Here is a 25934-nt window from a genome sequence, read left to right as displayed (position 1 = left end):
GGGAGGGTACGTCATCATAAGTTCTGCAGAGAAACAGAGTGCATCCAAGAATAGTATATTTATGGAATTTTTAACCAAGATTTTTAGCGGAGCACAGCCTTCGTTTCCAATATTTTTAATAAGTGGTTTAATAAGGGCGCAAAAGATCAGTTAGACGAGTTAAAAAAATTTTTTTCACTTTAAAATACGTAATGAAACCATTGGTACGACTACATTTTAAGAGGGAGTCGCCGCCTGCCGCTTCAATCAACAGGAGAATATGTTGTATGGGAATGGTAAATCACTAATTTATGAAAGTGATTCTAAAAAATATAAATGAATGAATAAATTTCTCTTCTTCCTAAAATAAGCTCAGGGTTAAATGAGCTCAAGGTGAGTGACTTACAATTAACTTTTGACCATTCAAGGTAAACACATAAATTATCCTCTAGAAGAAAATGGCTATGTTAAAAAATTCATGTCGTAATTTTTAGTTCATAATCTTTTCAGTACATGTAATTTCTATTGTATTATTCATAGGGTCTAAAATAGGAAAACTCCAATATCCCTTCCATATGGGCTTATTGTAATATTTTGTTATATCATTTTTTAATACAGAATTTACAATTTTTTTATAATTATCTTTATCACATTCTAACGACCAACCTATCCTTGGTTCTGTTCCACCTTTCCATCCTGGTTGAATGGAAAACTTGCTTGATGGTGGGTTAAATTCTTCATTGTAATCAATACTTAATTGGTGTTCACCAATTTTAAAACCTATGGAACCTTTATCATCCCATATGAGTATTAACTGAAGTATGTCTGAGTAAAACCACTTCATTTTCTCCAAGTCGTTACAAAATATATATGTAAATCCCCATCGCTTTGCTATAATTACCCCCCCATTCTATTTTCGTTCCTTTTCCACTAAGCTGTCCATTTAGTAAATAGGTTCAACAAAAGGGGTATTAATCCCTTCTTGGAAGACCGCCTAAATGAAATAAGAAAAGTAAAAACATCGTGATGATGTTTTTTATTGAGTGTAGAAACTGAGCACATCAAAGTTTCAATTTCCTGTAGTTCAACCGATGAATCCATCACGAAGGATTGTAATATTAGACAAATAAGACCCTGAAAACCTTATGTTAGTAAAGTTATCAGGGTCTTATCAATTTCGAGAAAGATTTTACTGTTATTCTGTGATTACTTCATAAATTAAAGGCGGTGCATCTTTTTGTGCTGCTTCAATTTGGATGTTTTTGTGCAATTTATTGACAACATCTTGGATATCTTCAGAGTTAGCATGGATGGTAGCTAGTGATTCGCCTTTTTCTACACGATCTCCTACCTTTTTGTTAAGGATAATTCCTACTGCTAAATCGATTTCTGACTCTTTCGTTGCTCTGCCAGCTCCTAGTAACATAGCTGCAGTACCAATTTCATCCGCTTCCATATAAGTTACGTAGCCTGCTTCCTTAGCAGTTAATTCTGTAACAAAAGCAGCCTTAGGTAGCAAATCAGTGTTATCGACTACATTTTCATTTCCGCCTTGCCATTTGATGAATTGCTTAAAGATTTCTAAAGCAGATCCATCGTCGATTACCTTTTTCAGCATTGCTCGAGCTTCTTCTAACGTCTCTGCTTTTTCTCCAACGACAACCATTTGACTACCTAAAGTTAAGCACAGTTCCGTTAAATCCTCTGGGCCATTTCCTTTAAGCGTATCAATCGCTTCCTGTACCTCTAGAGCGTTTCCGATTGCTCGGCCTAGTGGTTGACTCATGTCAGAAATAATTGCCATTGTTTGACGTCCAACACTATTACCGATTTGCACCATAGCTTTTGCTAGGTTACGAGCATCTTCAGCCGTTTTCATGAATGCTCCATCACCAGTTTTAACGTCAAGCACAATTGCACCAGCACCTGCTGCAATTTTTTTACTCATTATAGAGCTTGCAATAAGCGGAATGCTATTAACTGTTGACGTTACATCTCTAAGTGCATACAGTTTTTTATCTGCTGGAGTCAAGTTACCGCTTTGACCGATTACAGCCACTTTTATTTCATTTACTTGTTTTACAAATTGCTCAGAAGATAATTCTACGTGGAAGCCTTCAATTGCTTCTAGCTTGTCTATTGTTCCACCAGTGTGACCTAAACCGCGTCCACTCATTTTTGCTACTGGAACGCCACAAGCAGCTACTAGAGGTCCTAAAACTAAAGTAGTTGTGTCGCCTACCCCACCAGTAGAATGCTTATCAACTTTTACACCCTCGATCGCTGATAGGTCAATTTGTTCTCCTGAGTTAACCATAGCCATCGTTAGGTTGGCACGTTCCTCATCATTCATATCTTTGAAGTAGATTGCCATTAGTAATGCACTAGCTTGATAATCAGGAATAGAACCGTTTGTATAGCCATCAATAAAGAAACTAATTTCCTCTTTTGTTAGAGCATGGCCATCTCTTTTCTTTTCAATAATGTCATTCATTCTCATTTTCATACACGTCCTTTATTTTAATAAAGATAGGAAGCTTTCACCAAATGCAGTTGGCTTTACATCAAAATTATCTGCAATTGTTGCTCCTATATCTGCAAATGTCATACGTAAAGGCAATTCTTTAATTTCTGTAAATCTAGGTGAATAAACAGTTAATGGAACAAATTCACGCGTATGGTCTGTTCCTGGCATTGTAGGGTCGTTTCCGTGATCAGCTGTAATGATTAATAAATCATCACTTGTTAGCTTAGGAAGCGCTTCCTTCAAGCGAGCATCGAACTCTTCTAGAGCCTTACCGTAGCCAATTGGATCTCTGCGGTGACCATATAAAGCATCGAAGTCTACTAGGTTTAAGAAACTAATACCTGTAAAGTCTTTATCCAACGTTACGATAAATTTGTCCATACCATCCATGTTATCTTTTGTTCTAACTGTGGAAGTAATACCTTCCCCATTAAAAATGTCATTAATTTTACCAATCGCCATTACTTCTAAACCAGCATCTTGCAATTCATTCATTGCTGTACGAGCGAACGGTTTTAGAGCATAGTCATGACGATTTGAAGTACGAACAAAGCTTCCTGGCTCTCCAATAAATGGACGTGCAATGATACGACCAACTAAAAATTCAGGAGACAACGTCAATTCTCTTGCGATTTCACAAATTCGGTATAATTCTTCTAATGGAACCACTTCTTCGTGTGCAGCAATTTGAAGAACTGGATCAGCGGAAGTATAAACGATTATTGCTCCCGTTTTCATATGCTCTTCCCCTAGCTCGTCTAAAATCTCTGTACCACTCGCTGGCTTGTTACCAATTACCTTACGCCCTGTTTTCTCCTCTAAAGCAGTGATAAGCTCTTCAGGAAATCCGTTTGGATATACTTTAAATGGTTTGTCGATATTTAACCCCATAATCTCCCAGTGGCCAGTCATCGTATCTTTACCGACAGAAGCTTCTTGCATCTTCCCGTAATAAGCTGTTGGTTGATCTGCTGGAGCAATACCTTTAATAGCTTCAATATTTCCTAGCCCTAGCTTTTGCATTTCTGGCATTTTCAATCCATTCATTTTTTCTGCAATGTGTCCAAGTGTATGTGAGCCAACGTCACCGAAGGCTGCAGCATCTGGTGCTTCACCAATTCCGACAGAGTCCATCACAATGACATGTATACGTTTAAATTTTCCCATAATTTCTACCTCCTACTTGTTCTTTATTAGTGTACCAAAAAATCTCCGAAAATAAATGTCAGACCTCTGACATTATGCACGAGGATGGTATTGTTTGTAAACTTCTTTTAATCGCTTTTTACTTACGTGGGTGTAAATCTGTGTCGTAGAGATGTCAGCATGTCCTAACATTTCCTGAACAGCTCTTAGATCTGCCCCATTCTCAATCAAGTGAGTGGCAAAAGAATGCCGTAAAATATGTGGTGTAATTTCTTTTTTAATGCCAGCAGCAAGGACATGCTTGTTTAGTAATTTCCATATTCCCTGTCTTGTTAAACGTTTCCCTCTTTGATTGATAAAAATAGCATCTGTACGTTCTTTTTTGAGTAGTGCAGGTCGTGCATGTTCGATATAATTGCTACAGGCACGCAATGCTGCTCCACCAAGTGGAATAATACGTTCCTTCCCTCCCTTACCAAACACACGGACAAATCCCATCGACAAATGTAAATCCTCTAAATTTAAATTTAGACACTCACTTATACGCATACCACTTGCATACATAAGTTCAAACATTGCGAGGTCTCTCACTCCCTGGGGCTTGGACACATCAATGCTCGCTAAAAGGGTGTTCAACTCCTCAACTGACAAAAAGTTCGGTAGCTTCTGCTCTAGTTGAGGAAGCTCTAAATGAATAGTAGGGTCGGTTGTTGTCACTTTATCCCGCAACAAAAACTGATGAAAGGAACGGATAGACGAAATATGTCGAGAAACTGTTCGAGCTGATTTGCCTTGTTCCTTTAAATCTCTTAAATGTAAAATGATATGATGCCGTTCAACGACTGATAAACTACTTAATTGCTGTATGGTAAATATAGACTTTAAATATTCCGTTAAATCATTTTTATAGGAAACTAATGTATTCTCTGCTAGCTGTCGTTCTATGCGGAGGAAATGCAAATAATCTTCTAAATGAAGCAGACCCTCTTTCATCAAAAAACCTCCTATTAAATAATTATGCAATTAAAAAAAGGATAGCATATTTTAGCTATCCTTTTTGGTTATTTATCTTGGCAACGATGGCAGATCCCATGGAACGTTAAACGATGATCTTTTATAATAAAATTCCATCTTTTTTCCACGATTGCCTCTACATCCTCTAGCAAGTCCTCTTGAATTTCATCCACAGCTCCGCATTCGATACATACAAGATGATGATGAAAATGTGCAGCGCCTTCTTGTCTTAAGTCATAGCGTGATACGCCATCTCCAAATTGAATTTTATCTACTACATTCAATTCATTTAATAACTCTAATGTTCGATAAACAGTCGCTAGTCCTATATCAGGTGATTTTTCTCTAACTAGTAGAAAAACATCCTCCGCACTCAAATGATCTTCTTCATTTTCAAGCAATACTCGAACTGTCGCTTCACGCTGTGGCGTCAGTTTATAGCCCGCACCAGATAATTGTTTTTTAATACGATCAATACGGCTCTCCATATGACGCCTCCTTAACTACCACTATTATAACAAGAAGTGTTTTCTCATTACAAGAGATTCACATAATAATAATTATTAATAAATACTAATTATTAAATACGATAAATGGTAAAAGAATAAACTCTATTATAATAGTAATTATATAGAAGCCAAGTGTAAAGAGATTTACTCTTCTTGCCAATGCAAGTAATAGGATACAGTAGACGAGTTGAAATGGGAACCACCAAAATACATACGGAAAAGTACTTTCTTGAGTTTGCAGCAAAAAACTGGAACAGAATCCATAAAAGGTAATTTTGAATGCGCAAATGACTAAGATGAATCTTTGTAAGTAGCGATGCTGATAAAACAAGAAAAAAACGACCGCAATCATCAAGTGAGGAAAAATCGTCTCTAGGAAACTAGGTGGCCCTTCCAATAAGACTCGTGCATCCAAAAGGTTGATAATCCACTGCTGCTGTTCTGGTGAGCTACGTTCAAAAAGTATTAATCCTCCTATAAAACTAACTACTAGTACACAAAAAGATACGAAAATAGTATAAGACTGGTTCAACTTGGAATCCCCCCTATCTATTTTCATCTTATGCTTGTACTAGGTTCAAACATGCTTATTTTAAATAATCTTTTAACCAAATATACGCGAAAGCTGTTTTTGCATCAAAGATCTGTTGAGAGATTACCATTTGTTCCATATCTTCAAGACTGACATGCAATAATTCAACGAACTCATCCTCGTCTAAATCAGCTGGATTCTCCATTTTCACAATATTTTCAGCCAAGTAAAGGTGTATAATCTCATCAGCAAATCCAGGTGAGGTTGCAAAAGATTGTATATACTTCAGATTACTACAAGTATAGCCTGTCTCCTCTTCAAGCTCTCGCATTGCTGTAAGCTCTGGGGCCTCATTTGGCTCAATTTTACCAGCCGGTATTTCAATAATAGAGCGTTCCAGTGCTTTTCTATACTGTTCTACTAAAATTATTTTTTTATCGTCAGTTACAGCTATTACTGCAACTGCTCCCGGGTGCTTCACAATCTCTCTTTTACCTTGCTTCCCATTCGGTAAAAGAACATCATCTACCTGTAATGTAATAATTCGACCAGTATATTTTAAATCAGTTGTAACTGTTTTTTCTTCAAATTTTTTCATTAATTTTCTTCCTCTCATTTGAATCTATCTAATTCTCATTGTACCATGTAGGAAAGGAAGTGATAATCTTGGAAAAAAGACAATTAGGAAAAAGTGAAATCTCTATTTCAGAAATCGGACTTGGTTGTATGTCACTACCCACAAACATTACAGAAGCCGAAAAGATTATTCAAACGGCTATGGAACATGGTATTACGTATTATGACACGGCAGATTTGTATGACCGTGGAGAAAACGAAAAGATTCTAGGTACTCTTCTTAAACCTCATCGTCAGGACATAGTTATTGCCTCTAAGGTCGGTAATCGACTAAACGAAAATGGTGATGGCTGGCATTGGGATGCCTCAAAAGAATGGATTCAAACGGCGATACATGAATCCCTAAAACGCCTTCAAACAGATTATATTGATGTGTACCAGCTACACGGCGGGACAATGGATGACAATGTGGATGAAGTGATCGATACGATGGAATCTTTAAAAAAGGAAGGCCTAATTAGAGAATACGGCATCTCTTCTATCAGACCGAATGTTATTAACCGCTTCCTACAAAAAAGCAATGCAGTATCGGTTATGATGCAATATAGCTTGCTAGATAGAAGACCAGAGGAGTGGTTACACTTACTGGAACAAAACAGGACTACCCTGCTTAGTAGAGGCTCGCTTGCAAAAGGTATGCTGACCGAAGATGAAGGGCTTATTCGTGCTAAAAAAGCGGGCGACTACCTCTCTTATACAAACAAGGAGCTACTAGACACGATAGGGGAACTAAAGTCTTTAGATGCATCACTAACTAGCATAGCTCTTCACTATGTCCTGCAAAGTGGTGCTGCAATCGTTGGAGCAAGCTCATCTGAACAATTAATGGAGACAATTGAAGCGTATCAAGCTAAGATACCTGATGAATTACTAGCAAAAGCTTCTGAAATAACTAAAATATCTACTTATACAGAGCATCGAATATAAAAATAGCAATAGACTCCTTGAATTTGTTCAAATCAAGGAGCTTTTCTTATGAAAAGGAGGATTATCGTAAATAGTTAGTTGATTGTCGTAAAATAGCTTCTGATTGTAGTAAACTACTTGGTCATTGTCGTAATCTAGTAGGTTATTTTAGTAATCCTTATTTTTTCTGCAAAAAGCTCTTTGTCATATCTACACGTTCTTGGACTGTATAATCTCCTTCTATCCGCAAAACCGGACAAGTCAATGTCGTCAACCATTCTTCATGTAAAGCTTTACTTCTCACTTCCATTCCTGCATGATCATATAGCCCAGCCCACTCCATAAACTCCTTGTATTGTTCGTGCTTGGGTCCACCTGCTAAAATATCATTTCCGTATCTTTGAAACTCTCTTTTTTCAAGTCTTTCTAATCTAATATTCGGTGGTATCCATAAAAAAATGACCACATCAAAATAAGTTTTTAAATCTTCTCCCCAACCACATACTGCTCCAGATAAGATTGAATTTCCATGTGAGTTTAAATCTCTTTCCAGGAGGTCTTTTCTTTCTTCCAGTTCTCTTATCTCTGTATATTTTGTTAACCAAAAATAATCATCTGTGTCCAAATGGGTCCAGCAAATTTCATCGGATAATGCTTTCGCTAAGGTAGTTGTTCCAGATCCAGAAGCACCAAATATATGTATTTTCACTAGTTTTGTCCCCCATAACATAGTATAACGGCTCTTTAATTAGTTCTATAAGTAATTGGATGAGAAAGTAGAATTTAATTAGTTATTTTCCCACTAAAATGCCCACCTTCATAAACACCCTCTTTCCATAAAACATTTCCATTACTATCAAATGCTTCGATTTTCAATGGGTCGGGTTCCCCAGCATCTGCTTCTTCTAAAGCATCAAAGGTAACAAACCAACATCTTAATCCTTCAGAAATCTCAACAATTGTAGCTCCCTTCTCTATTGTTTTTTGCTTCACAAGCACGGTTGTAATTTGATCATTTGTGATAATTCCTCCAAACAATGTTAAAGGTACTTTTGGATTATTAAACATTACCCAGTCCATACCGTCACCAGGATCTATCTCACCGTTTCCAGTATGTGTCCAATATTCATCAACCGACTTTTTATATCCAGTACGGAATCCTGTTTCATCTTCATAAAACACAACTTCATAATCTTCCTTTTGCAGTTTATCCAATATCTCAGTTGAATTTGGATGTGGAACGCTTTCTATAAAGTCCTCCGTACTATTTATGCTAAAAGTATATGAGCAGCCTGTCTGTAGCAGTAACACTATAAAAACCAAAAGTAATTTTTTCTTCATTAATCATTCCCCCTTTGCTATATGAAAGTATAATAACTTTCTCGTCATAAATTTACGTATATCTAAAATTTTAGTTTCAAAATATTCAATAAATAAATGAGAGTTCTGCATTAGAAAGTTAAATTTCTTAAACGAAGTCAATATTTGTTTATTTCTAAAGCTTTTTAAAGTTATTGGTTAATTTTGATTAAAACTTCTTTTTTTAAAGTGATTGTAAACATTACAGAAGTGACATTCAAATGACTATTAAGAACATAAATTTTGTTTATGCAAGTAAATTTATAAGCACTTTATCGATGAATTAAAGCCGTTCCCATTTATTGATTGGAGCACCAGACGGCGACATAAGCAGGGATGAGTGAGACACATAAGCCATCACAGCCACACACGTAAGCGATGGGTGATGGATTATCGCTCACTCCGCGAAAAAGCGTCCGGCTGGTGTGAAAAATCAATTCTACTTTCTGACTTAAAGATTCCTTGCAACATTAATCAACCATACCCTTTTACATAGCTATTTCAAAAAAAAGCAGCACCAAAGTCTTTAAATGACTTTTGGAGCTGCTCTCTTTTTATATTATTTCCATTCTCTTTCTGTGTAACCCTTTGCCTTAATTCCTTCGTTCGTTTCCTTAATAATTTGTTCTCCTCCACGTTTCATGTATTCCTCAACCAAGCTATCCCATTCAGAGATTGGTCTTTGGCCAGCAATCATTTTTGCTTGCTCGTTCATGATGAATTGTGTTAAATCAGTGCCTTTCTCCTGATTTGTTGGAGACATTACTCCGTATGAAGGATCTACATAAAGCTTGTTAGATTCAAACATTTCCTGAAGAGATTGAACCATTTCCTTCATTTCTGGCATTTTGTAATCATCTGCATATGTGATATTTGCATCTTCTGGTACTTGCTCACGATTGTCTAAGAAGTAAGTCGAAGGTGAAAGTCCATCAGATGAGAAGTTTGGCAATTGAACTGCCTGCCCATTTTCCATGTTATACCCTTTTCCTTCTCCACCTAAATAGAAATCAAAATCAGCGTTATCCGGATTTTTTGTATCCCTTGGGTAATATGTTTTACCAAAGTCAACCATTTCTAAAGCACGGAAAATCTTACCTTCGTCTCCAGCCATGTTAGCATTTAAAGCTAAAATACCTGAATAACCAGATCCAATAGTGAAGCCCTTGGATTTATCTGGAGCCTCAAAAGGAGGTATTGCTATTAAATGTGCATCTGGATTTGCTGCTAAAAGACCTTCGAAATAGGCTTCAGACATACCTGAAACTCCCCCAACAAAGATTCCAGCTTTTCCAGAGTAAAACTCCGTGTTCGTGCTAGCCCAATCAAGAACTGCAAAATCCTTCGTCATCGCTCCTTCTTTATAAAGGTTAGCAAAAAATTGGATCAAGTCTTTTCTACCGTCAGAAATAATTCCTGGGATGTAATTTCCTTCTTTATCTTGGTGATACCAAGCGTTAAAGTCCCAGTAAGTTCCCATATTAAAGTTCGGGTTAATATTTTCACCAATTGCAACGCCGTAAGTATCATCTTTTCCATTACCATCTGGATCTTCCTTCGTAAAAGCTATCGCTACCTTCTCCAGTTCCTCATAAGAAGTAGGAACTTCTAAACCAAGCTTATCTAACCAATCCTTACGAATAACTGGTGTTACAGGGTACGGTTGAGAGTAACGTGGAATACCATAGATCTTCCCGTTCACTTTAAAAGAGTTGTAAACGTATTCTGGGATTTTCCCTAGTGTGTCATAATGCTTAAGATAATCATCTAAAGGCAGGAATGCTCCCTGTTCTGCCCATTGATAAAAACGAGTGTCTGTTCCTGGAAATCCGATTAGGTCTGGCATAGATCCAGAAGCAACTATAGCAGACGACTTTTCAATATAGTCTCCCTGAGGAATAATTTCCGGCTTATAGTCCACGTTAAAGCGTTCATTTATCATATCAAGACCCGGGCTTTTCAGTGGTGGTGGATCACCGAAACGAAATGTCATTCCCGTAATCGTGTACTTTTCTGTATGATCAAACGGATCTACTGCCGGTTCCTCTTTGTTTGGTTCTGCACTATTTGTCTCTTTTTCCGGCTCTTTCGCTGGTTCAGTTTGGGCATTTTCATCGGTACAAGCTACTAAAATTAGACCAATGATAAGAATTAGAAAACCATAAAACCACTGCTTACTTCTCACATTAACCCCTCCATTACTATTTTGTCTGGTGTAAATAAATTCTCGATGTCCATTGCGATAGAAAGTCACCCCTTAACAGATCCAAGCATCACTCCTTTAGCAAAGTGTTTTTGTAAGAATGGATAGACGATTAAAATCGGTAAAGTAGCTAACAATATAGCAGCCATCTGAACGGTTTCAGGAGGTGGAAGATTTTCCAGCATTGCTGCATGCCCCCCTAGTGCCGCATTAGGCTCATTGACTATTACAATTTGCCTTAAAATTACTTGAATCGGCCATTTTGCAGGATCATTTAAATATAGAACCCCTGAGAAATAACTGTTCCAATGACCTACTGCGTAAAATAAACCGAATGCTGCCAAGGCTGGCTTCGACAAAGGTAAAATAATGCGAGTAAATATTTGGATATCGTTTGCACCGTCTATTAATGCCGCCTCTGTCAGTTCCTCTGGAATTCCTTTAAAAAACTGTGTAATAATGATCAGATTAAATGGACTAATCGCCACAGGAATTATAAGAGCCCATAAGGAATTTAATAATCCCGTTTCCTTTACAATAATATAGGTAGGGATCATCCCTGCTGAAAATAGCATCGTAAACAATACTAGAAAAAGAATTGTTCGTTGCCCTAAAATATTTCTAGTTAGCGAGTAAGCCATCGTCGTAGTAAAAAATAGATTTACTAATGTTCCAACGACAGTAATATAGACCGTTACGAACAACGAACGAATAAATTGATCAGAGCCTAATATATACGTATAAGCATCAGTCACCCATTCCTTTGGCCATAACAAGAAATCACTATTTAATACATCACTAACACTAGAAAACGAAACCGAGAAAATATATAGAAAAGGAAAAAGCATGGCTGCTGCTATAATCAAGAGAACTGTACCATTGAAAAAATCCATTACTTTTTCCCCTGAAGACCTAAACATGAACATACCCCCTTCCAGACGAGAGTCTCCCATAAAGACATGTCATCTTGAATCTTTCAATCTTTCATATGGTCAATATAGACCTTCCTCACCAAATCGTTTAGCAAGCCTATTTGCAAGAACCACTAAAATCAAGCCAATTATTCCTTTAAATAGACCAACAGCGGTTGCAAAACTAAAATTCGCCTGCTGTATTCCTTTAAAATAAACATACGTATCGAGAACATTACCCGATTCCATATTAAAAGGATTTAGCATTAGAAAGATTTGTTCAAAACCACTATCCATCACGTTTCCTAAACGAAGGATTAATAAAATAACAATCGTACTTTTTAATGCAGGCAATGTTATATGCCAAATTTGTCTCATGCGACTCGCACCATCCATGACAGCTGCCTCATATAGATGAGGGCTGATGCCGGATAAGGCAGCTAGAAACAATATAGTACCCCATCCAGACTCCTTCCAGATGACCTGCAATACAACAATCGGTTTAAACAGTGCCGGATCCGTTAGAAAAGGTATAGGATTCATATCTAGAAAAGATCCAAGAAAGTTATTTATTAAACCTTCACTTCGTAGAAAGATAACAGTTATTCCAACTACCACAACCCAAGAAAGAAAGTGAGGCATATATACAACAGACTGCAGAAATCGTTTATACATTTGGTTTCTTAACTCATTCAGCATAAGTGCTAAAATAATGGAAATAGGAAATGCAAAAATAATTTGTAACATGGAAATCTGAAGTGTATTCCAAATTACTTGTATAACCTCCGAGTCTTCAAAAATGGATTGAAAATGTTTTAATCCAACCCAAGGGCTCTTAAGAAATCCTTGGAATGGACTATAATCTTTAAATGCTAACAATAATCCAATCATCGGAATATATCGATAGATTAAAAAGTAAAGGGCACCTGGCAAAAGAAGTAGCAATAGATACCGATCCCGCCACAGTTTTTGCTTAATAGAATTTTTATTTGGGGGCTTTGGTTTTTCCTTGACGTGAGCTAATGTCGGAACAACTGTCTCAGCGTCTTTATTTTGAGTAACAATAACTTATTTCCCCTTTCCTTGAAGCTTTTTGCCAATTTATTTACCTGTATAATACCTGTATTTATATTACCAATTTTAGTTTAATTTTTACATTTATTCAATATTTTTCTAAAATTATTTATTTCTTATATTCAATGGGCTCTTGCTGTTTTGATTCAATAATTTTAAACAGTTTATTGGATAGAAATATTAAAGTAACGCCTATTAAACTTCCGCTATAAAAAGGTATGAGTCCAGGAATTTTCATGACTAAATAATAGGGGAAATAAAAACCTAAAACCATGAACACCGCAAACAAAGGATGGGCCAAAACGATATAAATACAATCCTTAAAATACTGGGAAAGCTTCATCTGATAACCGACATAAAGTGGAAAAGCATACAATAAAGCGATCAAATAAATTACACCTAATATAAAGAAGAAAAATGATGCTATTAAGGCTGCTATATTTGGCAGGCTACGAAAAAACTGCAAATCTACGAAAAGAATAACGCCTATAATCAGCCAAATATAACCATAGATATTAGATTTTAATAATTCTTTTCTATATATATCATTGAAGTAACGAAAGGTTTTTATATCCTCTTCACCATAGCTCCATTTGCGTATAACCGATAGCATAGCAACTGTAGCTGGGAAAAAACCTACAACGCCTAGACCTAAGATGATTCCGCCTAACCAAAGGATATTTATATAGGCAAGCCGCATTCCCCAGTCCATATATCGATATAGCGTTCCTCTCCAGCCTGTCAGCTCCATACCATTCACCTCTTGTTTATCTAACCTTTTAAAGATTCAATCTTCTCCATCTAAAATCTTCAACAATCTCTTATTTATTTCTTATTACTTTATGAATTCAATTAGAGAATCATACTTTTATACAATAGAATTCATATTCTCAGGCTAGTCGCTTAGAATTTCAATTCATCTCTTATACCAATAAATGATTATTTACCTTTAAAACTACTTAATCTTATTCTAAAAGCTGTTGTATTCTTTGGCATGTTTCCTCTGGTTTCTCCATATTTGCCCATAAAAAATGCATTTCTCGTTCAATTAACTCAAATTCTTCAATCGTTAGGTGTAAATCCTTGATCGTTTTAGCGACTGGCATCGTTTCAATAAAGGCATTGTAATGCTCTGGATGAATATCAGGCTGGAGGAGTCTATTGTCTTCTGCAACCTTTCGCAGCATTGGAATCGTACATCCATTTTTCTTTATCAATATTTGCGCCTCTTCACTAACCATAAAATCGATCAGTGCATGTGCGGCTGGCTTATTTGGACTATCTACATGGACACCAAGTGCCCCTCCAAGTAAAAGTGTGCCTGCATCTTTATTTTTAGGCGGTGGAATTACATCCCATTGTATCTTATGGTCTCTGAATTCATTCATAAAATAATAGGTAGTTAAGATCATCGCTGCCCCTTCTCGCATAAACAGGTTCTCAGCGAGGTCGTTGCTACCATGTGAAAAAATAGGGGATACCTGATGTTTGTACATTAAATCAACACAAAACTCTAACGCTTCTATATTTTCCTTACTGTTCATCACCGGCTTAGTTCCTGTGGAATCCTTAAAGCTTCCTTTATTTTGTAATAGAAAAACTGGCCATCTGTTAGTCGAGGACGAAAAACAAAAACCATACTCATTCACTAAATTATCCTCATTTAGATCATTTGTTGTTTTTCGGGACACCTCTAACAGATCATTCCAATCTTTTATATGAAAATCGTTTAGAACGCCTGCTTTTTCAAATATCCGTTTGTTGTAGCAAATCATTACTGGCGAGAAAACAAACGGGGTTACATGCATTTTGTTTTCCGTTGAAAACATTTGAAAAACTTGGTGATAACTATCCTTCATCGGATCTATATGCGCTGGTAAATAGGGTTCTATAAGATCTAAGTGATCCTTCTCCATCAGCTGTCTATAATGATAGTCTGAAACTATAAAAACGTCCGGGCCAGAACCGTGTTTAAATGACTGCATAAGGTTATAAACGTACTGATCATTTGGTAAAATTTCAAGATTTATCTTAATATAAGGATTCAATTGTTCAAATCTCTGAATGATTAGATTAATAATCTCAATCTCATAGGAGTTAGAAAACCAACCGAGCGTTAAAGTTTGCTTTTGTGTGTCGTCAGGCAAGGTTACCCGGTTTCCCTTTCCTGCTATTTTTTCTATAAGCCCTTCTTCCACTAGCTCTGCTAACGCTTTTCTTATGGAAACTCGACTAAGCGCATATTCTTTACTTAATGTATTTTCTGGCAATATAAATTCCCCAGGTTTAATCTTCCCTGTAATAATCTCTTGTTTTACCTCATGGATAAACTTGTTATAACGACTTTCAAAGTCACTTTGTCGTTTTATCATGCATACAACTCCCCTGCCAAAATTGGCGCTATATAAAGATATGAATCTATCATAACATGTGCAAGGTTGGTAGTTTTATTTCATTAACCATTTATCTAAAAATAAATAAGCTGCTTGCCTAATTTCATAGGGAAAGTCATGACCCGAGTTCCCTATTAATGTTTGGATTTTTTCTGTACAATCCATCCAATTATACAATGAATTTAGTTCAAAAAGTCCTTCAGCAGCTGGTTTCCAATGGGGGAATATAGAATCATTTTGCCCCATCCATAGAAAAAAAGGAGTAGGTGCTACTAATGCAGCTATTTCAGTAAATTCAAAAGGAACCTTATCATCATTTATGTAGTTACTTAACTGAGGGATATGACTAAACCAATCTCGTTTTCCCCAACGATGTAACTCCGGATCTCCTGCAAATGTTGAAAATCCACAACTACATACTACTGCCTTTATTCTACGGTCTACGCCAGCTAAAAAGTAACCGTTGTAGCCTCCAAGTGAGTGTCCGATTAACCCTATTTTATCGCTGTCTACACAATTTAAGCTCTCTAATAAACTTATTCCTTGCTGATGATCCACAATCATTTTGGCTACTGCAGACCAGTTCGGATGTGCGGCGTCAAAGCTTGCTGTCTGAAAAGGCTTTTCGTCCTGTCGCACCCGTTCTCCAGCTGTTATCGTATCCGGGGCAAGTACTACATAGCCTCTCTTAGCAAGCTCAAGTCCATATTGTCTGTTTTGCCGTCCCTCTGTTGTACTTACATCATCCTTCCCGTTGTCGCTCGTTGGATGAAGCGCAATAACGGAGGGATAATGTTTGTGACTAGAGTTCAAAACCTCTATGGCGTCGTCTTTAGTAGAACCTTTTTTGCTGTTACTTGCTTTCGGTATTAGCAGGTTTGCTGGAACCGTATCGTTGAAAACAGTGTCGTACTTTATCTTAAATAAATAGTAGTCCTCATACGACTCCCAAGAGATTATATCAAAATTTATTTGTACTAAAGGTGGGAGCCCACCAATACATTGTAGCCAAGTTTTTTCGATTGCATCTCTTTTGTTCTCCCAATCTCTTTTACGTTCCATTAATCGCAAAAGAGAAGGCGCACCCTGTTGATGTAAAGTGGACAATGCATACATTTCTTCACCCCATCATTCTATAATTACACTATATAAATGACTGTCACTACCATAGTAAACTCTTCCATTAAATAGAACAGTACCACTGCTCGCTTTAGCTACTAACCCTTTTTTAAGTATTGGTTCGGGGCATGGTTTCTTAACATCAATCGCAATAAGTGCGTCTGACATAAGACAGTAAAGCGTGTGATTAGGCTCGTCATAAACAAAGCCTGAACGAATCGGTTCCCCATAACTGGATAGATCTTTTCCGGAAAGAATAGTATTCATTTCAGTATCCCATATAAAGTACATTCCTAGCCCAGTAACACCATGCACCCGATTATACATATCTGTATAAATAGCAATAATTTCTCGTGTCCCTTTAAAGGGTACGAAACTGCATTTTAGTTGCATGGTTGTTCGATCAAGCACATATAAGCGTGCATCCTGTTCTTTTGATACTGCTCCCCCAGGTGCCTCTACACTTGTGCCCCCTATAATATCTCCGTTACTGAGCTCACTAAGACAAATAGTACTGTGAAAGGGTAATATATCTTCATTGCGTATTACGACCTGCTTTTCTGTATCCATATTATAAATTGCCAAGGCACCACCAACTAGTCCATAGCCCGGAAACCCACCCCATATGACTTCTTTCGTTCCACTCAAGGCAAGGGCACAGCGAGGTCGATGAATCTGATCCTCTTCTAAAACTAAACGAGGAATAGAAGATTGCTGATCTAAATCGTGAACATATAGCTTTCCACCTGCGTATGCCACTCCCACTAACAGATTTTCATGGGAAGCATAGGCACAAATATTTCCTCCCCCTCCCTTTTCTAGTGCTCCAAAATTTTGAAGAGAGTTTTTGGTTGGAACATACCGAAAAAATTGTAGAGGGTGCATGGACGTACCATAGATATATCCGTCTGGAGCGAGAAAAAGACTTGAAAGCTCCGCTCCCTCCGAATGGTATACTAAATGAATCGTTTTCTGTATCCCACTATCCTTATGACTAATTTGAACAAGCCCTTCAGATAAGCTGTAGTGCTCAATCTGATAATTTGATTCATCTGGAATGTGGACTTTTTGAAATCCTGTTCCTACAAAACTAGAAGGTGCAACGTCCGCTGCTGGATTACATTCTCCCTGAGAAAACTTTAGCCACTGAGAGGCCGTTAACACATTCTTTAAGTCGGATGCCTCTATGTGTCCATAGACAGTACCATCGGTTCCAAGATATAAATAGCCTGCTCCCTTCTGCCTTTGATGAGAGGAAAGCAAACTCTTTTTCTGGCCAGTTATTAAATGGTAGGCTATTATATCTCTTTTCTCAGTTCCAATTCCCATATAAGCCCATCCGTGCGTATCAAGAGCTACTGTTCCTGGATATTTTTCCTCGGCATGCATAGAGCCGTAATCTGCAACATGCTGCGATTTGCTATCATAGGAAAGCAAGTGACAGTGAGGGTATGTAGTGAAATAAATCATTCCCTCACTGTCCTCTGCAAAGCTAAAACCGACTATTTCCTCACCGTTCTCTATTACTTGATAATCCACAAAGCACTCTTTGAAAGGGTCTAACACGAGCAGCATCTTACCTGCCCCCGTATAAAATAAGCCTCCACTACTAAAAGAGGCAAAAGGGTATTCCTTATTTGCTAGTGGAAAGGAAACTTGCTTGCTTGTTCCCTTTTCTAAATCGACTATTAATACAAATCCTTTGGCTGCAATTACAAATCTACTCTCTTCTTCCTTCGTACATATAGCAGCTGTTCGCTCCTCCTCCGCGACAACCGGAGTTCCATGATCTATAAGTTCGTTATACATATAGGCTCTCCTTTAGACGCAATAATGGGCAGCTACCTTGTTTAAGGCAGTAATCATATCCTCTATATCATGATCACTAAAAAACTCATTTATATCTAACCGTATCGCTGTCTTCAAAATTTCTTCTGCATTTGGACAGCTACCAGCTTCATAACTATATTCGCCTAGACTAAATGGATATTCGCTATTTAAGTATGCCTGTTTTTGTTGGAATAGGCTTTGTGCATATAACACTTGTGAAATGTACCCTGGTGAATTAGGAATACCCTCTGCTGTAAGTGCATCTGAGAACTCTTCACGGGTGCAGCTTAACACATCTAAATCGAGCGTTAGCATATAAAACCAGTAGCTGCACCATCCGCCAGCTGTTATTTTCATTGGCCGTATACCCTTAGCGTTCTGTAATCCACTACTCAATCGTTCTCCAAGCTCATTTCTTCGCGTGCATATCCATTCCAGTTTTTTTAACTGAGCAATACCAACAGCACCTTGAAGTTCTGTCATGCGATAGTTAGGTGCCAGATAGAGAATATCTTTTACAACTTCCTTGTCATGTCTTTTATAGTTTTTATCTGCAAATGCATGAGTGGTAAAGTAATCTTCCTCATCTCCAGAATTTACAGTAACAATCCCGCCATCGCCTGTTGATATATGCTTAAAGTCGTTTGTACTAAAGCATCCATAATCACCAATTGTGCCAGTTAAGTGCCCTTTGTAAGTAGTGAGATAGCTTTGGGCACAATCCTCTATCACTTTTACATTGTATTTTCTAGCCAGTTCCATTATGGAATCCATGTCGCATGGGTTTCCAGCAAGATGAACAACAATAATCGCCTTTGTTTTAGGTGAGATTACCTTTTCAATGGCTTCAGCAGTCATGTTATAGCTATTTGGCTCTAAATCGGCAAATATAGGAATGGCGTTCTGATATAAGATACCTATTACAGTACCCTGGTCTGTAATTGGGCTAGTTATGACCTCGTCACCGACTGTAACACCCGCTGCTCCTAGAGCAACATGCAGCGCAGCAGTTCCTGATGAGGTAGCCACACTATACTTCACATGATATAAATCATTAAAATCTGCTAAAAACTTCTTAACCTTGCTACCGAAATGATAAAAGAGTGTATTTTGCTCTAGTGCCCCTAGTAGCTCCGTTGCTTCCTCTGCACCAAAGCGTTTCCCAGTTCCGAATGGAGTCGTTTTAACCTTTTGCCCACCTAAAATCGCTAAAGTATTGTTTATCATTTTTTAGACCCTCCAACTTTACGCTTCCTTTAAAAGGTGATTCGTAACAGAAACCATCTTACAGTTCAGCCCAAAACGTTTGACCGTTTGTGCACCTTCTTCTGAAACAGGCATTAGAATAACGAGCTTATCGTCAATCGAATTTTCATTAAGTACCACACCATTCTCTTCAGATACATCTATAATTTTAACCTGGCGTCTCGCTCTCTCCCAATCATTAATTTGCTTACTAGTCCAAAACGAGAAGCCTTGCTGCCTTGCCATACGGATTAGTTGAATAATCGCTTCGCGTACTGGCGGTTGCTGATAGATGTGTATTTGATGAAATAGGAAATGAGCAACTCCATTCACTCGTTTGACTCCTTCCAAAAATGGTTCGATAACCGTCGCATCCGCTAACGTATTATGGTTCAAGTCTTGGGTCAGAAAACCAATCTCTAGCACATCATACATTCGATTTTTTTCATCGGCCCAAGCGATAGGGAAATAAGGCTGACACGTGCCAAATAAGAAGCCTATGTTTCCTCTTTTGCTAGGACCTCTCGATTGATCAGCCTGTATTCCATATTTCTCACACCAAGTAAAAAATTCTCCCCAGCCTTCAAACCTCGTATAGTGATTTTTATTGGACGTCACTTGTTCTATACCCACTGTCTGCTGCAACCAAGTAAGCTGTGCATGAAAGGCACTTTCTGACCAAATTCCATTATCTGATTCTAATGCATTATAGTGTAGAGCTAGCTCATGCCCATCTGCCTTGATTTGATTGTAAATAGAAGGATTATATCCAGGCACAATCATACACCAAGTCGATTGCACGCCTTCTTCCTTTAGGGTATCTAACGTTATTTGTGCTGATTCGTCCACGTTCAAGTCACTATCATGAGAGATTAAAGCAACATGTTCTACTCCTGCTGGCCAATAATCAATGAAAGGAAGCGTAAGATTTTTATCGAGAGCACACTTTACCAAATGCTCTATTAACGCTTCTCTCCATAAATCAGCATACGGATGGGGAAAATAAGGCATACCTGTTTCAGTAACCGTTCGGTCTAGGTCCCAATCGAGCATAAAGCCGTCGTCCGCCTTTAATATCTCCTCATCCAAGTTTGCACTTCCGTCGGGAGCAGGAACTCCGTCTTCTGTTATAGGAGCAGTACCTTGCTGTAAGCCTACAATTGTTTGGGGAATAGAGACGGCCCAGCGTTCAATAGTCCCTTTTCCATATTTAATTTGAAGCAGGGCATCTCCATTGCCCTCTAGTAACGCTCCAAATTGTTGGATCTCTAACTGATCTCCAAAATAGACCCATGGATCCGCGTGTAAATAACGAAGAGACGTTGACTGGTTAAGAAAAGAAGAAAGCTCTGCATAGCCTATAGCAGGAATAGAATGAGAACTGAAGCCTAACCTTTCTTTTAGACAATGAAGATTGCCATATGAAATTACTGTACCTCCATTTTCTACATAATCTAAAATTTTAGTTTTAGCAGCTTCTGTATTAGGGCAACAAGCCACAATCATTAAATCAAAGGAGTCAAGCTCCTCGATTGAATCTATTTTTTTATAAGGCAGTCTTACATGATCAAGAATCTCTTCCAAATAGCGGTCAAATACATTTTCCCCTTTCTTCCACTGTTTTTCGGTTTCCTCTCTATCTAAAAGAACCCCCACTTTTGCCATCCTCATTTAACGGTCACTCCTCTATAAAAAAGACATGTATATTACCTGTCTATAATATTGTTATGATAATCATAGTATAACTGGGTATTTTTATCAATTAGTTATTTGAAAATTTTACATTTTATAAACTTTTAGAGGAGCACGGGTTTTACAGGTTGTTTTACATGCACATAAAAAAGCTTGGAAATATATCTCCAAGCTTAATAAGTTTTAATGCTTTATTTTTTGCTTAACTGAAAGTTCATAATCGATAAGAAATTCGAACTCAGTAGTTCTCCGCTACGGTGGCCGCTTTCTTGGGGTACGCCTCGAGCCTGTAGTCCCTCTCACGCACTTGGCGGCGAGGAGTCGCTGCTTTTTCTACGAACAATGAGATTGTCTTACAAGAATCAGCTGGCTTCTTAAACAAATAAAACGTGAAATCAAACTACAGATTTCACATTTCTTTCATTTACCTTTCTCTCATCCTCATTCACTTATAATATTCAACGCACCATGCTATAGCATAAGCAATGCTTGAAGTTGCTATTGTTCCTGCAAATAAATAGATAGGAAATGCAGGATGTAAATAAATGTAATTTGTAGAAAGAACCATAATCAACATTGCAGTAATTGCACTCAATGTAAAAGCAACATGAGAAGCTCTGGATGCTTTATTGGTGATGCTCAGCTCCCGTTCATCTCCATCTTGAAATTCTCCAAACTTCAAAAGTATGTCTGCCCGTTTTTTTGACTTCAATCTTAGAGACAGAATTGATTGAAGTATCATTAATAAAATACTGAGGATAAATGGCCACCAACTAAATTTTACATCCACGTTTATAACTTCACCGTTTGATAACCCTCTATCAAATTCATCCATCAACCAGATGTTTTCATAAGCAAATCCCATTGCAAATGCAAGCACCCCTATAATAATGATTTTGCTGATACTTTCAAATAGAACAATCTTCATTTGTCATCCCCCTTGAAAAAGATTTTTTCAATTGGCTCCTGAAACACTTCCGCTATATTCATCGCGAGTAACAGCGATGGCACATAGGTTCCTTTCTCAAGCGAGACAATAGTCTGACGCGTTACACCTACTTTTTCTGATAAGTCCTTTTGTGTAAGGTTAGACCTTGCTCTCAGTTCTTTTAAACGATTCTTTATCCCCATTTATTACCTCCACTGTTTGTTAATTACCTTCAATGTAAAGTAAACCAGACATAAAGTAAAGTATTTCTTACATTAAAGTGAAGATAAATATAAGTTCATATAATCAATTTCTAGTTCATCAGTGAAAAAACTTTAGTCCTCTGAAGTAAATTACCTGGTCAGTATCGTTGTAAATTTTCACTCATTATGATTCAAAAATGGCCCCTAAAATTTTGCTGTCTGCAAAATTCTAGGGGCCATTCATTTTTTTTAGAACTTAGAACCACCAAAGCCATACTCATCGAGCAATTCTTCGAAGGATTTGTTTTTTTCTTTTTGTTTCTTTTCAAAAGCAAGCTGTGCCTGTCTTTCTTCTTCCTTCTCTTGCTCAGCTGTTACTAATTGCTTCTTAGTTTCTTTTAACTTAGCAAGCACATCCATAGAAAGCTGATCTGAAAGAGAATTCCCATCTTCTTTTACAGCTGAAGATTTAAAGTTAGGCTGTTGCTGTCTTTTTTGTTTCTTCTTAGCCAATATTATTCACCTACTTTATGAGCGTTTCACAATAGTGGCTACTCCTTGTCCTCCACCTATGCAAAGTGTCGCAAGCCCCGTTTTAGCATCTCTTTTCTCCATTTCATGAAGTAAAGTAACGAAAATTCGAGCACCACTTGCACCGATTGGATGACCTAAAGCAATTGCTCCACCATTTACATTTAGTATATCATGATTGAAGGCAAGCTCTCTATCTACTGCTATAGATTGAGCAGCGAAAGCTTCATTTGCTTCAATTAGCTCGATTTCACTTAAGGATAGTTTTGATTTATTCAACACTTTTTTCACTGCTTCCACAGGTCCAATTCCCATCACGCTTGGATCTACTCCAGCAGATGCATTAGCAAGAATTGTAGCTAATGGTTTTAAGCCTAGTTCCTCAGCCTTTTGTTTGGACATTACGACAACAGCTGCTGCGCCGTCGTTAATACCCGAAGCATTTCCAGCCGTAACTGAACCGTCCTTTTTAAAAGCAGGACGCAAACCAGCTAGCTTTTCCTCTGTTGACCCTTTTTTCGGATATTCATCCTTATCAAAGATAACAGGCTCGCCTTTTCTTTGAGGAATCTCAACAGGAACTATTTCATCCTTAAACTTGCCAGTCTCTACAGCTTCTGCTGCTCTTGCTTGAGACCGAGCAGAAAATTTGTCCTGCTCCTCACGTGAAATGTCATAGCGGTCACAAAGATTTTCTGCCGTTATTCCCATATGGTAATCGTTAAAAGCACACCATAAACCATCAGAAACCATACTGTCTACTACTTTTTGATCGCCCATTCGGAACCCTTCTCTAGCATTTTTTAATAGATATGGAGCTTGACTCATATTCTCCATACCACCAGCAACAACTATATCTGCATCTCCAGCAATAATCGCTTGTGTTGCCAAATGTATTGCTTTAAGACCTGAACCACATACTTTATTTATAGTTAAAGCCGAAACGGATTGTGGTAAACCTGCTTGTATAGAAGCCTGTCTAGCAGGGTTTTGTCCAAGACCAGCCTGAAGCACATTCCCCATGATTACTTCATCCACTGATTCCTTAGAAACTCCAGCTTTTTCTAAAGCCTTATCAATTACAATTGCTCCAAGCTTTGTTGCCGGAACATCCTTTAGTGCACCTTGAAAAGAACCAATAGCAGTTCTAACTGCACTTACGATTACAACTTCATTTGTCACGTGAATTTCCTCCTTCATATCCCCTATTTTCAATAAAACTATGAAACAAAAATTTTAAAATTTGCTTGTTCAACCAACCTTTCTTTACAATAAAAGAGGGAGGGATGAATATGTATAGTTTACCAAAAAAAGTGACAATTATCGAGGTAGGTCCACGGGATGGTCTACAAAATGAAAAAAATGTAGTACCAACTGACGTAAAGCTGTTATTTATCGAGCAACTTCAAAAAGCCGGTGTAGAGGAAATGGAACTAAGCTCCTTTGTGTCACCTAAATGGGTACCACAAATGAGTGATGCAAAAGAAATTGTTACAAATGTGAAAAAAGTGGGTAGACAATTTGTACTAACACCAAACAAAAAAGGAATAGACCTAGCATTGGAAAATGGAGCTAAAAGTGTCGCTGTTTTTGTAGGCGTTTCAGATAGCTTTAATAAAAAAAATATTAACAAAACTACTAGAGAAAGTATGAATGAATTAAAGCCTCTTGTAGAAAAATTAATAGAAGACGGATATTTTGTCCGTGCATGTATTTCCACTGCTTTTTATTGTCCTTTTGAGGGTGCAGTCGATCCGGAAAAAGTAACTGAACTATGTAAGGAATTTGTGTCATGGGGTGTACAAGAGCTTAGCGTGGCGGACACTATTGGAATGGCGAATCCAAAAGAAAGCTACGCACTTTTCCATACGTTAATAAATGAGTTTCCTCATACATTAATTACTGCCCATTTTCATGATACTCGCAAAATGGGTATTGCCAATATATTTGCAGCGTTACAAGCAGGTGTATCTCGATTTGATACTTCGGCTGGTGGTTTAGGAGGTTGTCCTTTTGCGCCGGGTGCAACAGGCAATGTAGCAACTGAGGATGTCGTGAATATGCTACATAAAATGGATATTACCACCAATATCGACATAGATGAATTATTAAACGCTGTCGACATAATTTCTCCTTATGTGTCCAGACCAATTGAAACAGGTATGTATAAACTATTTAAAAGCAAGTAGGTGTTGACCTTGAGAAAAAGAGTAATTGTTTGGACGAGTATTTTTACAAGTATTATTTCTGCTGTTGCTACTATATTCGGCTTTTTTCTTACAAACAAACTTATGTATATGAAGAAAAAAGAAGATGATTTTATTTATAACCGGGAGCTTACATCCAAACGATTTGATGAAGCTTGGTATACAGCAGTAAATAAATTAGAGCGATGGATCCCCTCGAAAAACGGATACTCACTTAAAGCGATTTTCATCGAGCCATTAGAAACGAGTAACTACGTTATTATTTGTCATGGCGTTACAGAGAACAAGATCAATTCACTTAGATTTGTTAGGATGTTTGAACGACTGGGATTTAATAGTGTTGTATATGACCACCGTAGACATGGGGATTCTGGTGGAAAAACGACAAGCTTCGGTTACTATGAAAAAATGGATTTACAGGCTATTGTGGAAGCCGTTAGAGAAAGGGCAGGTGAAAATGCAGTTATTGGTATACATGGAGAATCCATGGGCGCAGCCACCACCCTTCTCTATGCTGGTTCCATTGTGGATGATGCAGATTTCTATATCTCCGATTGTGCATTTTCCAACTTTGAAGAGCAAGTGTATCACATTATGACTCAAACAACCCCTCTTCGTTCAAGCTTAGCAATCCGATTTGCAAATTTTTTCTTAAAGTTTCGAGATGGGTACACCCTGAATTTGGTATCCCCCATTGATGTAGTAGACAAAATTGAAAAGCCTGTCCTATTTATTCATAGCCTGGAGGACGATTTTATACTACCGAAAATGACTGAGGACTTATATGAAAAGAAAAGAGGTCCAAAGATGTTAAAGCTATTTGATATTGGGGCTCATGCTAAATCGTTTAATGAGAACAGCAAGGAATATGAGGAAATCGTCTCAGATTTCTTAAAGCAATATGACCTGCTAGGAGAAGAGAATCCGATACAAACTTTTACGAATAACTGATTCTAAATATTTCTAACAGATAAAGAAGATGACCTTTAA

At 37.6% G+C, this 25934-nt stretch carries 25 protein-coding genes; 3 read left to right on the top strand and 22 right to left on the bottom strand.

Going from position 1 to position 25934, the window contains the following annotated elements; genetic code table 11:
- Nucleotides 1-469: 469 nt before the first annotated feature.
- From HF876_RS14835 to HF876_RS14805, 7 genes are all read right to left on the bottom strand, one after another.
- Nucleotides 470-847 carry a VOC family protein gene (locus tag HF876_RS14835; protein WP_346764087.1) on the bottom strand — a complete coding sequence of 126 codons (378 nt, stop codon included), beginning with the start codon at nucleotides 845-847 and terminating at the stop codon, nucleotides 470-472.
- Nucleotides 848-1174: 327 nt separating this feature from the next.
- Nucleotides 1175-2479, bottom strand: a complete 1305-nt coding sequence (locus HF876_RS14830) for a pyrimidine-nucleoside phosphorylase (RefSeq protein WP_169360829.1) — start codon at nucleotides 2477-2479, stop codon at nucleotides 1175-1177.
- Nucleotides 2480-2494: 15 nt separating this feature from the next.
- Nucleotides 2495-3673, bottom strand: coding sequence for a phosphopentomutase (deoB, locus tag HF876_RS14825; protein ID WP_169360828.1), 1179 nt, complete (start codon nucleotides 3671-3673; stop codon nucleotides 2495-2497).
- Nucleotides 3674-3745: 72 nt separating this feature from the next.
- A complete protein-coding gene (gene xerD, locus HF876_RS14820) occupies nucleotides 3746-4645 on the bottom strand; it encodes a site-specific tyrosine recombinase XerD (RefSeq protein ID WP_169360827.1) in 900 nt (299 codons plus the stop codon).
- A 68-nt stretch (nucleotides 4646-4713) separates the two neighbouring features.
- Nucleotides 4714-5154: a ferric iron uptake transcriptional regulator gene (gene fur / locus HF876_RS14815; protein WP_169360826.1), complete on the bottom strand. Its 441-nt coding sequence runs from the start codon at nucleotides 5152-5154 to the stop codon at nucleotides 4714-4716.
- An 85-nt stretch (nucleotides 5155-5239) separates the two neighbouring features.
- Nucleotides 5240-5707 (bottom strand): hypothetical protein, encoded by a 468-nt coding sequence (locus tag HF876_RS14810; protein ID WP_169360825.1) that lies wholly within the window; start codon nucleotides 5705-5707, stop codon nucleotides 5240-5242.
- 55 nt (nucleotides 5708-5762) lie between these two features.
- Complete coding sequence (locus tag HF876_RS14805) at nucleotides 5763-6305, bottom strand: NUDIX hydrolase (protein WP_169360824.1); 543 nt, start codon at nucleotides 6303-6305, stop codon at nucleotides 5763-5765.
- A 68-nt stretch (nucleotides 6306-6373) separates the two neighbouring features.
- Between HF876_RS14805 and HF876_RS14800 the strand changes: the two genes are divergently transcribed.
- Nucleotides 6374-7270 carry an aldo/keto reductase gene (locus tag HF876_RS14800; protein WP_169360823.1) on the top strand — a complete coding sequence of 299 codons (897 nt, stop codon included), beginning with the start codon at nucleotides 6374-6376 and terminating at the stop codon, nucleotides 7268-7270.
- A 157-nt stretch (nucleotides 7271-7427) separates the two neighbouring features.
- Here HF876_RS14800 and HF876_RS14795 read toward each other — a convergent pair whose 3' ends face one another.
- The 15 genes from HF876_RS14795 to HF876_RS14725 form a co-directional block, all read right to left on the bottom strand.
- Nucleotides 7428-7958 (bottom strand): ATP-binding protein, encoded by a 531-nt coding sequence (locus tag HF876_RS14795; protein WP_481900292.1) that lies wholly within the window; start codon nucleotides 7956-7958, stop codon nucleotides 7428-7430.
- Between the two features lie 74 nt (nucleotides 7959-8032).
- On the bottom strand, nucleotides 8033-8590 hold the full coding sequence (locus HF876_RS14790) for a hypothetical protein (protein ID WP_169360821.1): 558 nt from the start codon (nucleotides 8588-8590) through the stop codon (nucleotides 8033-8035).
- Between the two features lie 577 nt (nucleotides 8591-9167).
- On the bottom strand, nucleotides 9168-10793 hold the full coding sequence (locus HF876_RS14785; RefSeq protein WP_251555969.1) for an extracellular solute-binding protein: 1626 nt from the start codon (nucleotides 10791-10793) through the stop codon (nucleotides 9168-9170).
- 65 nt (nucleotides 10794-10858) lie between these two features.
- Nucleotides 10859-11731: a carbohydrate ABC transporter permease gene (locus tag HF876_RS14780; RefSeq protein ID WP_169360820.1), complete on the bottom strand. Its 873-nt coding sequence runs from the start codon at nucleotides 11729-11731 to the stop codon at nucleotides 10859-10861.
- A gap of 72 nt (nucleotides 11732-11803) precedes the next feature.
- Nucleotides 11804-12700 (bottom strand): ABC transporter permease, encoded by an 897-nt coding sequence (locus HF876_RS14775; RefSeq protein WP_169360831.1) that lies wholly within the window; start codon nucleotides 12698-12700, stop codon nucleotides 11804-11806.
- Between the two features lie 205 nt (nucleotides 12701-12905).
- On the bottom strand, nucleotides 12906-13547 hold the full coding sequence (locus HF876_RS14770) for a YesL family protein (RefSeq protein WP_169360819.1): 642 nt from the start codon (nucleotides 13545-13547) through the stop codon (nucleotides 12906-12908).
- 214 nt (nucleotides 13548-13761) lie between these two features.
- Complete coding sequence (locus tag HF876_RS14765) at nucleotides 13762-15168, bottom strand: extracellular solute-binding protein (protein ID WP_169360818.1); 1407 nt, start codon at nucleotides 15166-15168, stop codon at nucleotides 13762-13764.
- A 75-nt stretch (nucleotides 15169-15243) separates the two neighbouring features.
- Nucleotides 15244-16305 (bottom strand): alpha/beta hydrolase, encoded by a 1062-nt coding sequence (locus HF876_RS14760; protein WP_169360817.1) that lies wholly within the window; start codon nucleotides 16303-16305, stop codon nucleotides 15244-15246.
- Nucleotides 16306-16317: 12 nt separating this feature from the next.
- Complete coding sequence (locus HF876_RS14755; RefSeq protein ID WP_169360816.1) at nucleotides 16318-18117, bottom strand: hypothetical protein; 1800 nt, start codon at nucleotides 18115-18117, stop codon at nucleotides 16318-16320.
- A 12-nt stretch (nucleotides 18118-18129) separates the two neighbouring features.
- Nucleotides 18130-19365 carry a DegT/DnrJ/EryC1/StrS family aminotransferase gene (locus tag HF876_RS14750; RefSeq protein ID WP_169360815.1) on the bottom strand — a complete coding sequence of 412 codons (1236 nt, stop codon included), beginning with the start codon at nucleotides 19363-19365 and terminating at the stop codon, nucleotides 18130-18132.
- An 18-nt stretch (nucleotides 19366-19383) separates the two neighbouring features.
- Nucleotides 19384-21054, bottom strand: a complete 1671-nt coding sequence (locus HF876_RS14745) for a polysaccharide deacetylase family protein (protein WP_169360814.1) — start codon at nucleotides 21052-21054, stop codon at nucleotides 19384-19386.
- 466 nt (nucleotides 21055-21520) lie between these two features.
- A complete protein-coding gene (locus tag HF876_RS14740; protein WP_169360813.1) occupies nucleotides 21521-22003 on the bottom strand; it encodes a hypothetical protein in 483 nt (160 codons plus the stop codon).
- Nucleotides 22000-22206 (bottom strand): helix-turn-helix transcriptional regulator, encoded by a 207-nt coding sequence (locus HF876_RS14735; protein ID WP_169360812.1) that lies wholly within the window; start codon nucleotides 22204-22206, stop codon nucleotides 22000-22002. The genes HF876_RS14740 and HF876_RS14735 overlap by 4 nt, the downstream gene beginning before the upstream one ends.
- Before the next feature lie 249 nt (nucleotides 22207-22455).
- Nucleotides 22456-22719, bottom strand: coding sequence for a YqkE family protein (locus HF876_RS14730; protein WP_169360811.1), 264 nt, complete (start codon nucleotides 22717-22719; stop codon nucleotides 22456-22458).
- 15 nt (nucleotides 22720-22734) lie between these two features.
- Entirely contained in the window at nucleotides 22735-23937 is a 1203-nt protein-coding gene (locus tag HF876_RS14725) for an acetyl-CoA C-acetyltransferase (protein ID WP_169360810.1), read from the bottom strand.
- A gap of 92 nt (nucleotides 23938-24029) precedes the next feature.
- Between HF876_RS14725 and HF876_RS14720 the strand changes: the two genes are divergently transcribed.
- Both HF876_RS14720 and HF876_RS14715 read left to right on the top strand, forming a co-directional pair.
- Nucleotides 24030-24926: a hydroxymethylglutaryl-CoA lyase gene (locus HF876_RS14720; RefSeq protein ID WP_169360809.1), complete on the top strand. Its 897-nt coding sequence runs from the start codon at nucleotides 24030-24032 to the stop codon at nucleotides 24924-24926.
- Nucleotides 24927-24935: 9 nt separating this feature from the next.
- A complete protein-coding gene (locus tag HF876_RS14715) occupies nucleotides 24936-25895 on the top strand; it encodes an alpha/beta hydrolase (RefSeq protein WP_169360808.1) in 960 nt (319 codons plus the stop codon).
- Nucleotides 25896-25934 lie beyond the last annotated feature (39 nt).

It is taken from the genome of Psychrobacillus sp. BL-248-WT-3 (assembly GCF_012843435.1).
In the GTDB taxonomy this organism is placed as follows: domain Bacteria; phylum Bacillota; class Bacilli; order Bacillales_A; family Planococcaceae; genus Psychrobacillus.
Note: the sequence above shows the minus strand (reverse complement) of the source record. Positions and strands in the feature narration are given on the sequence as shown.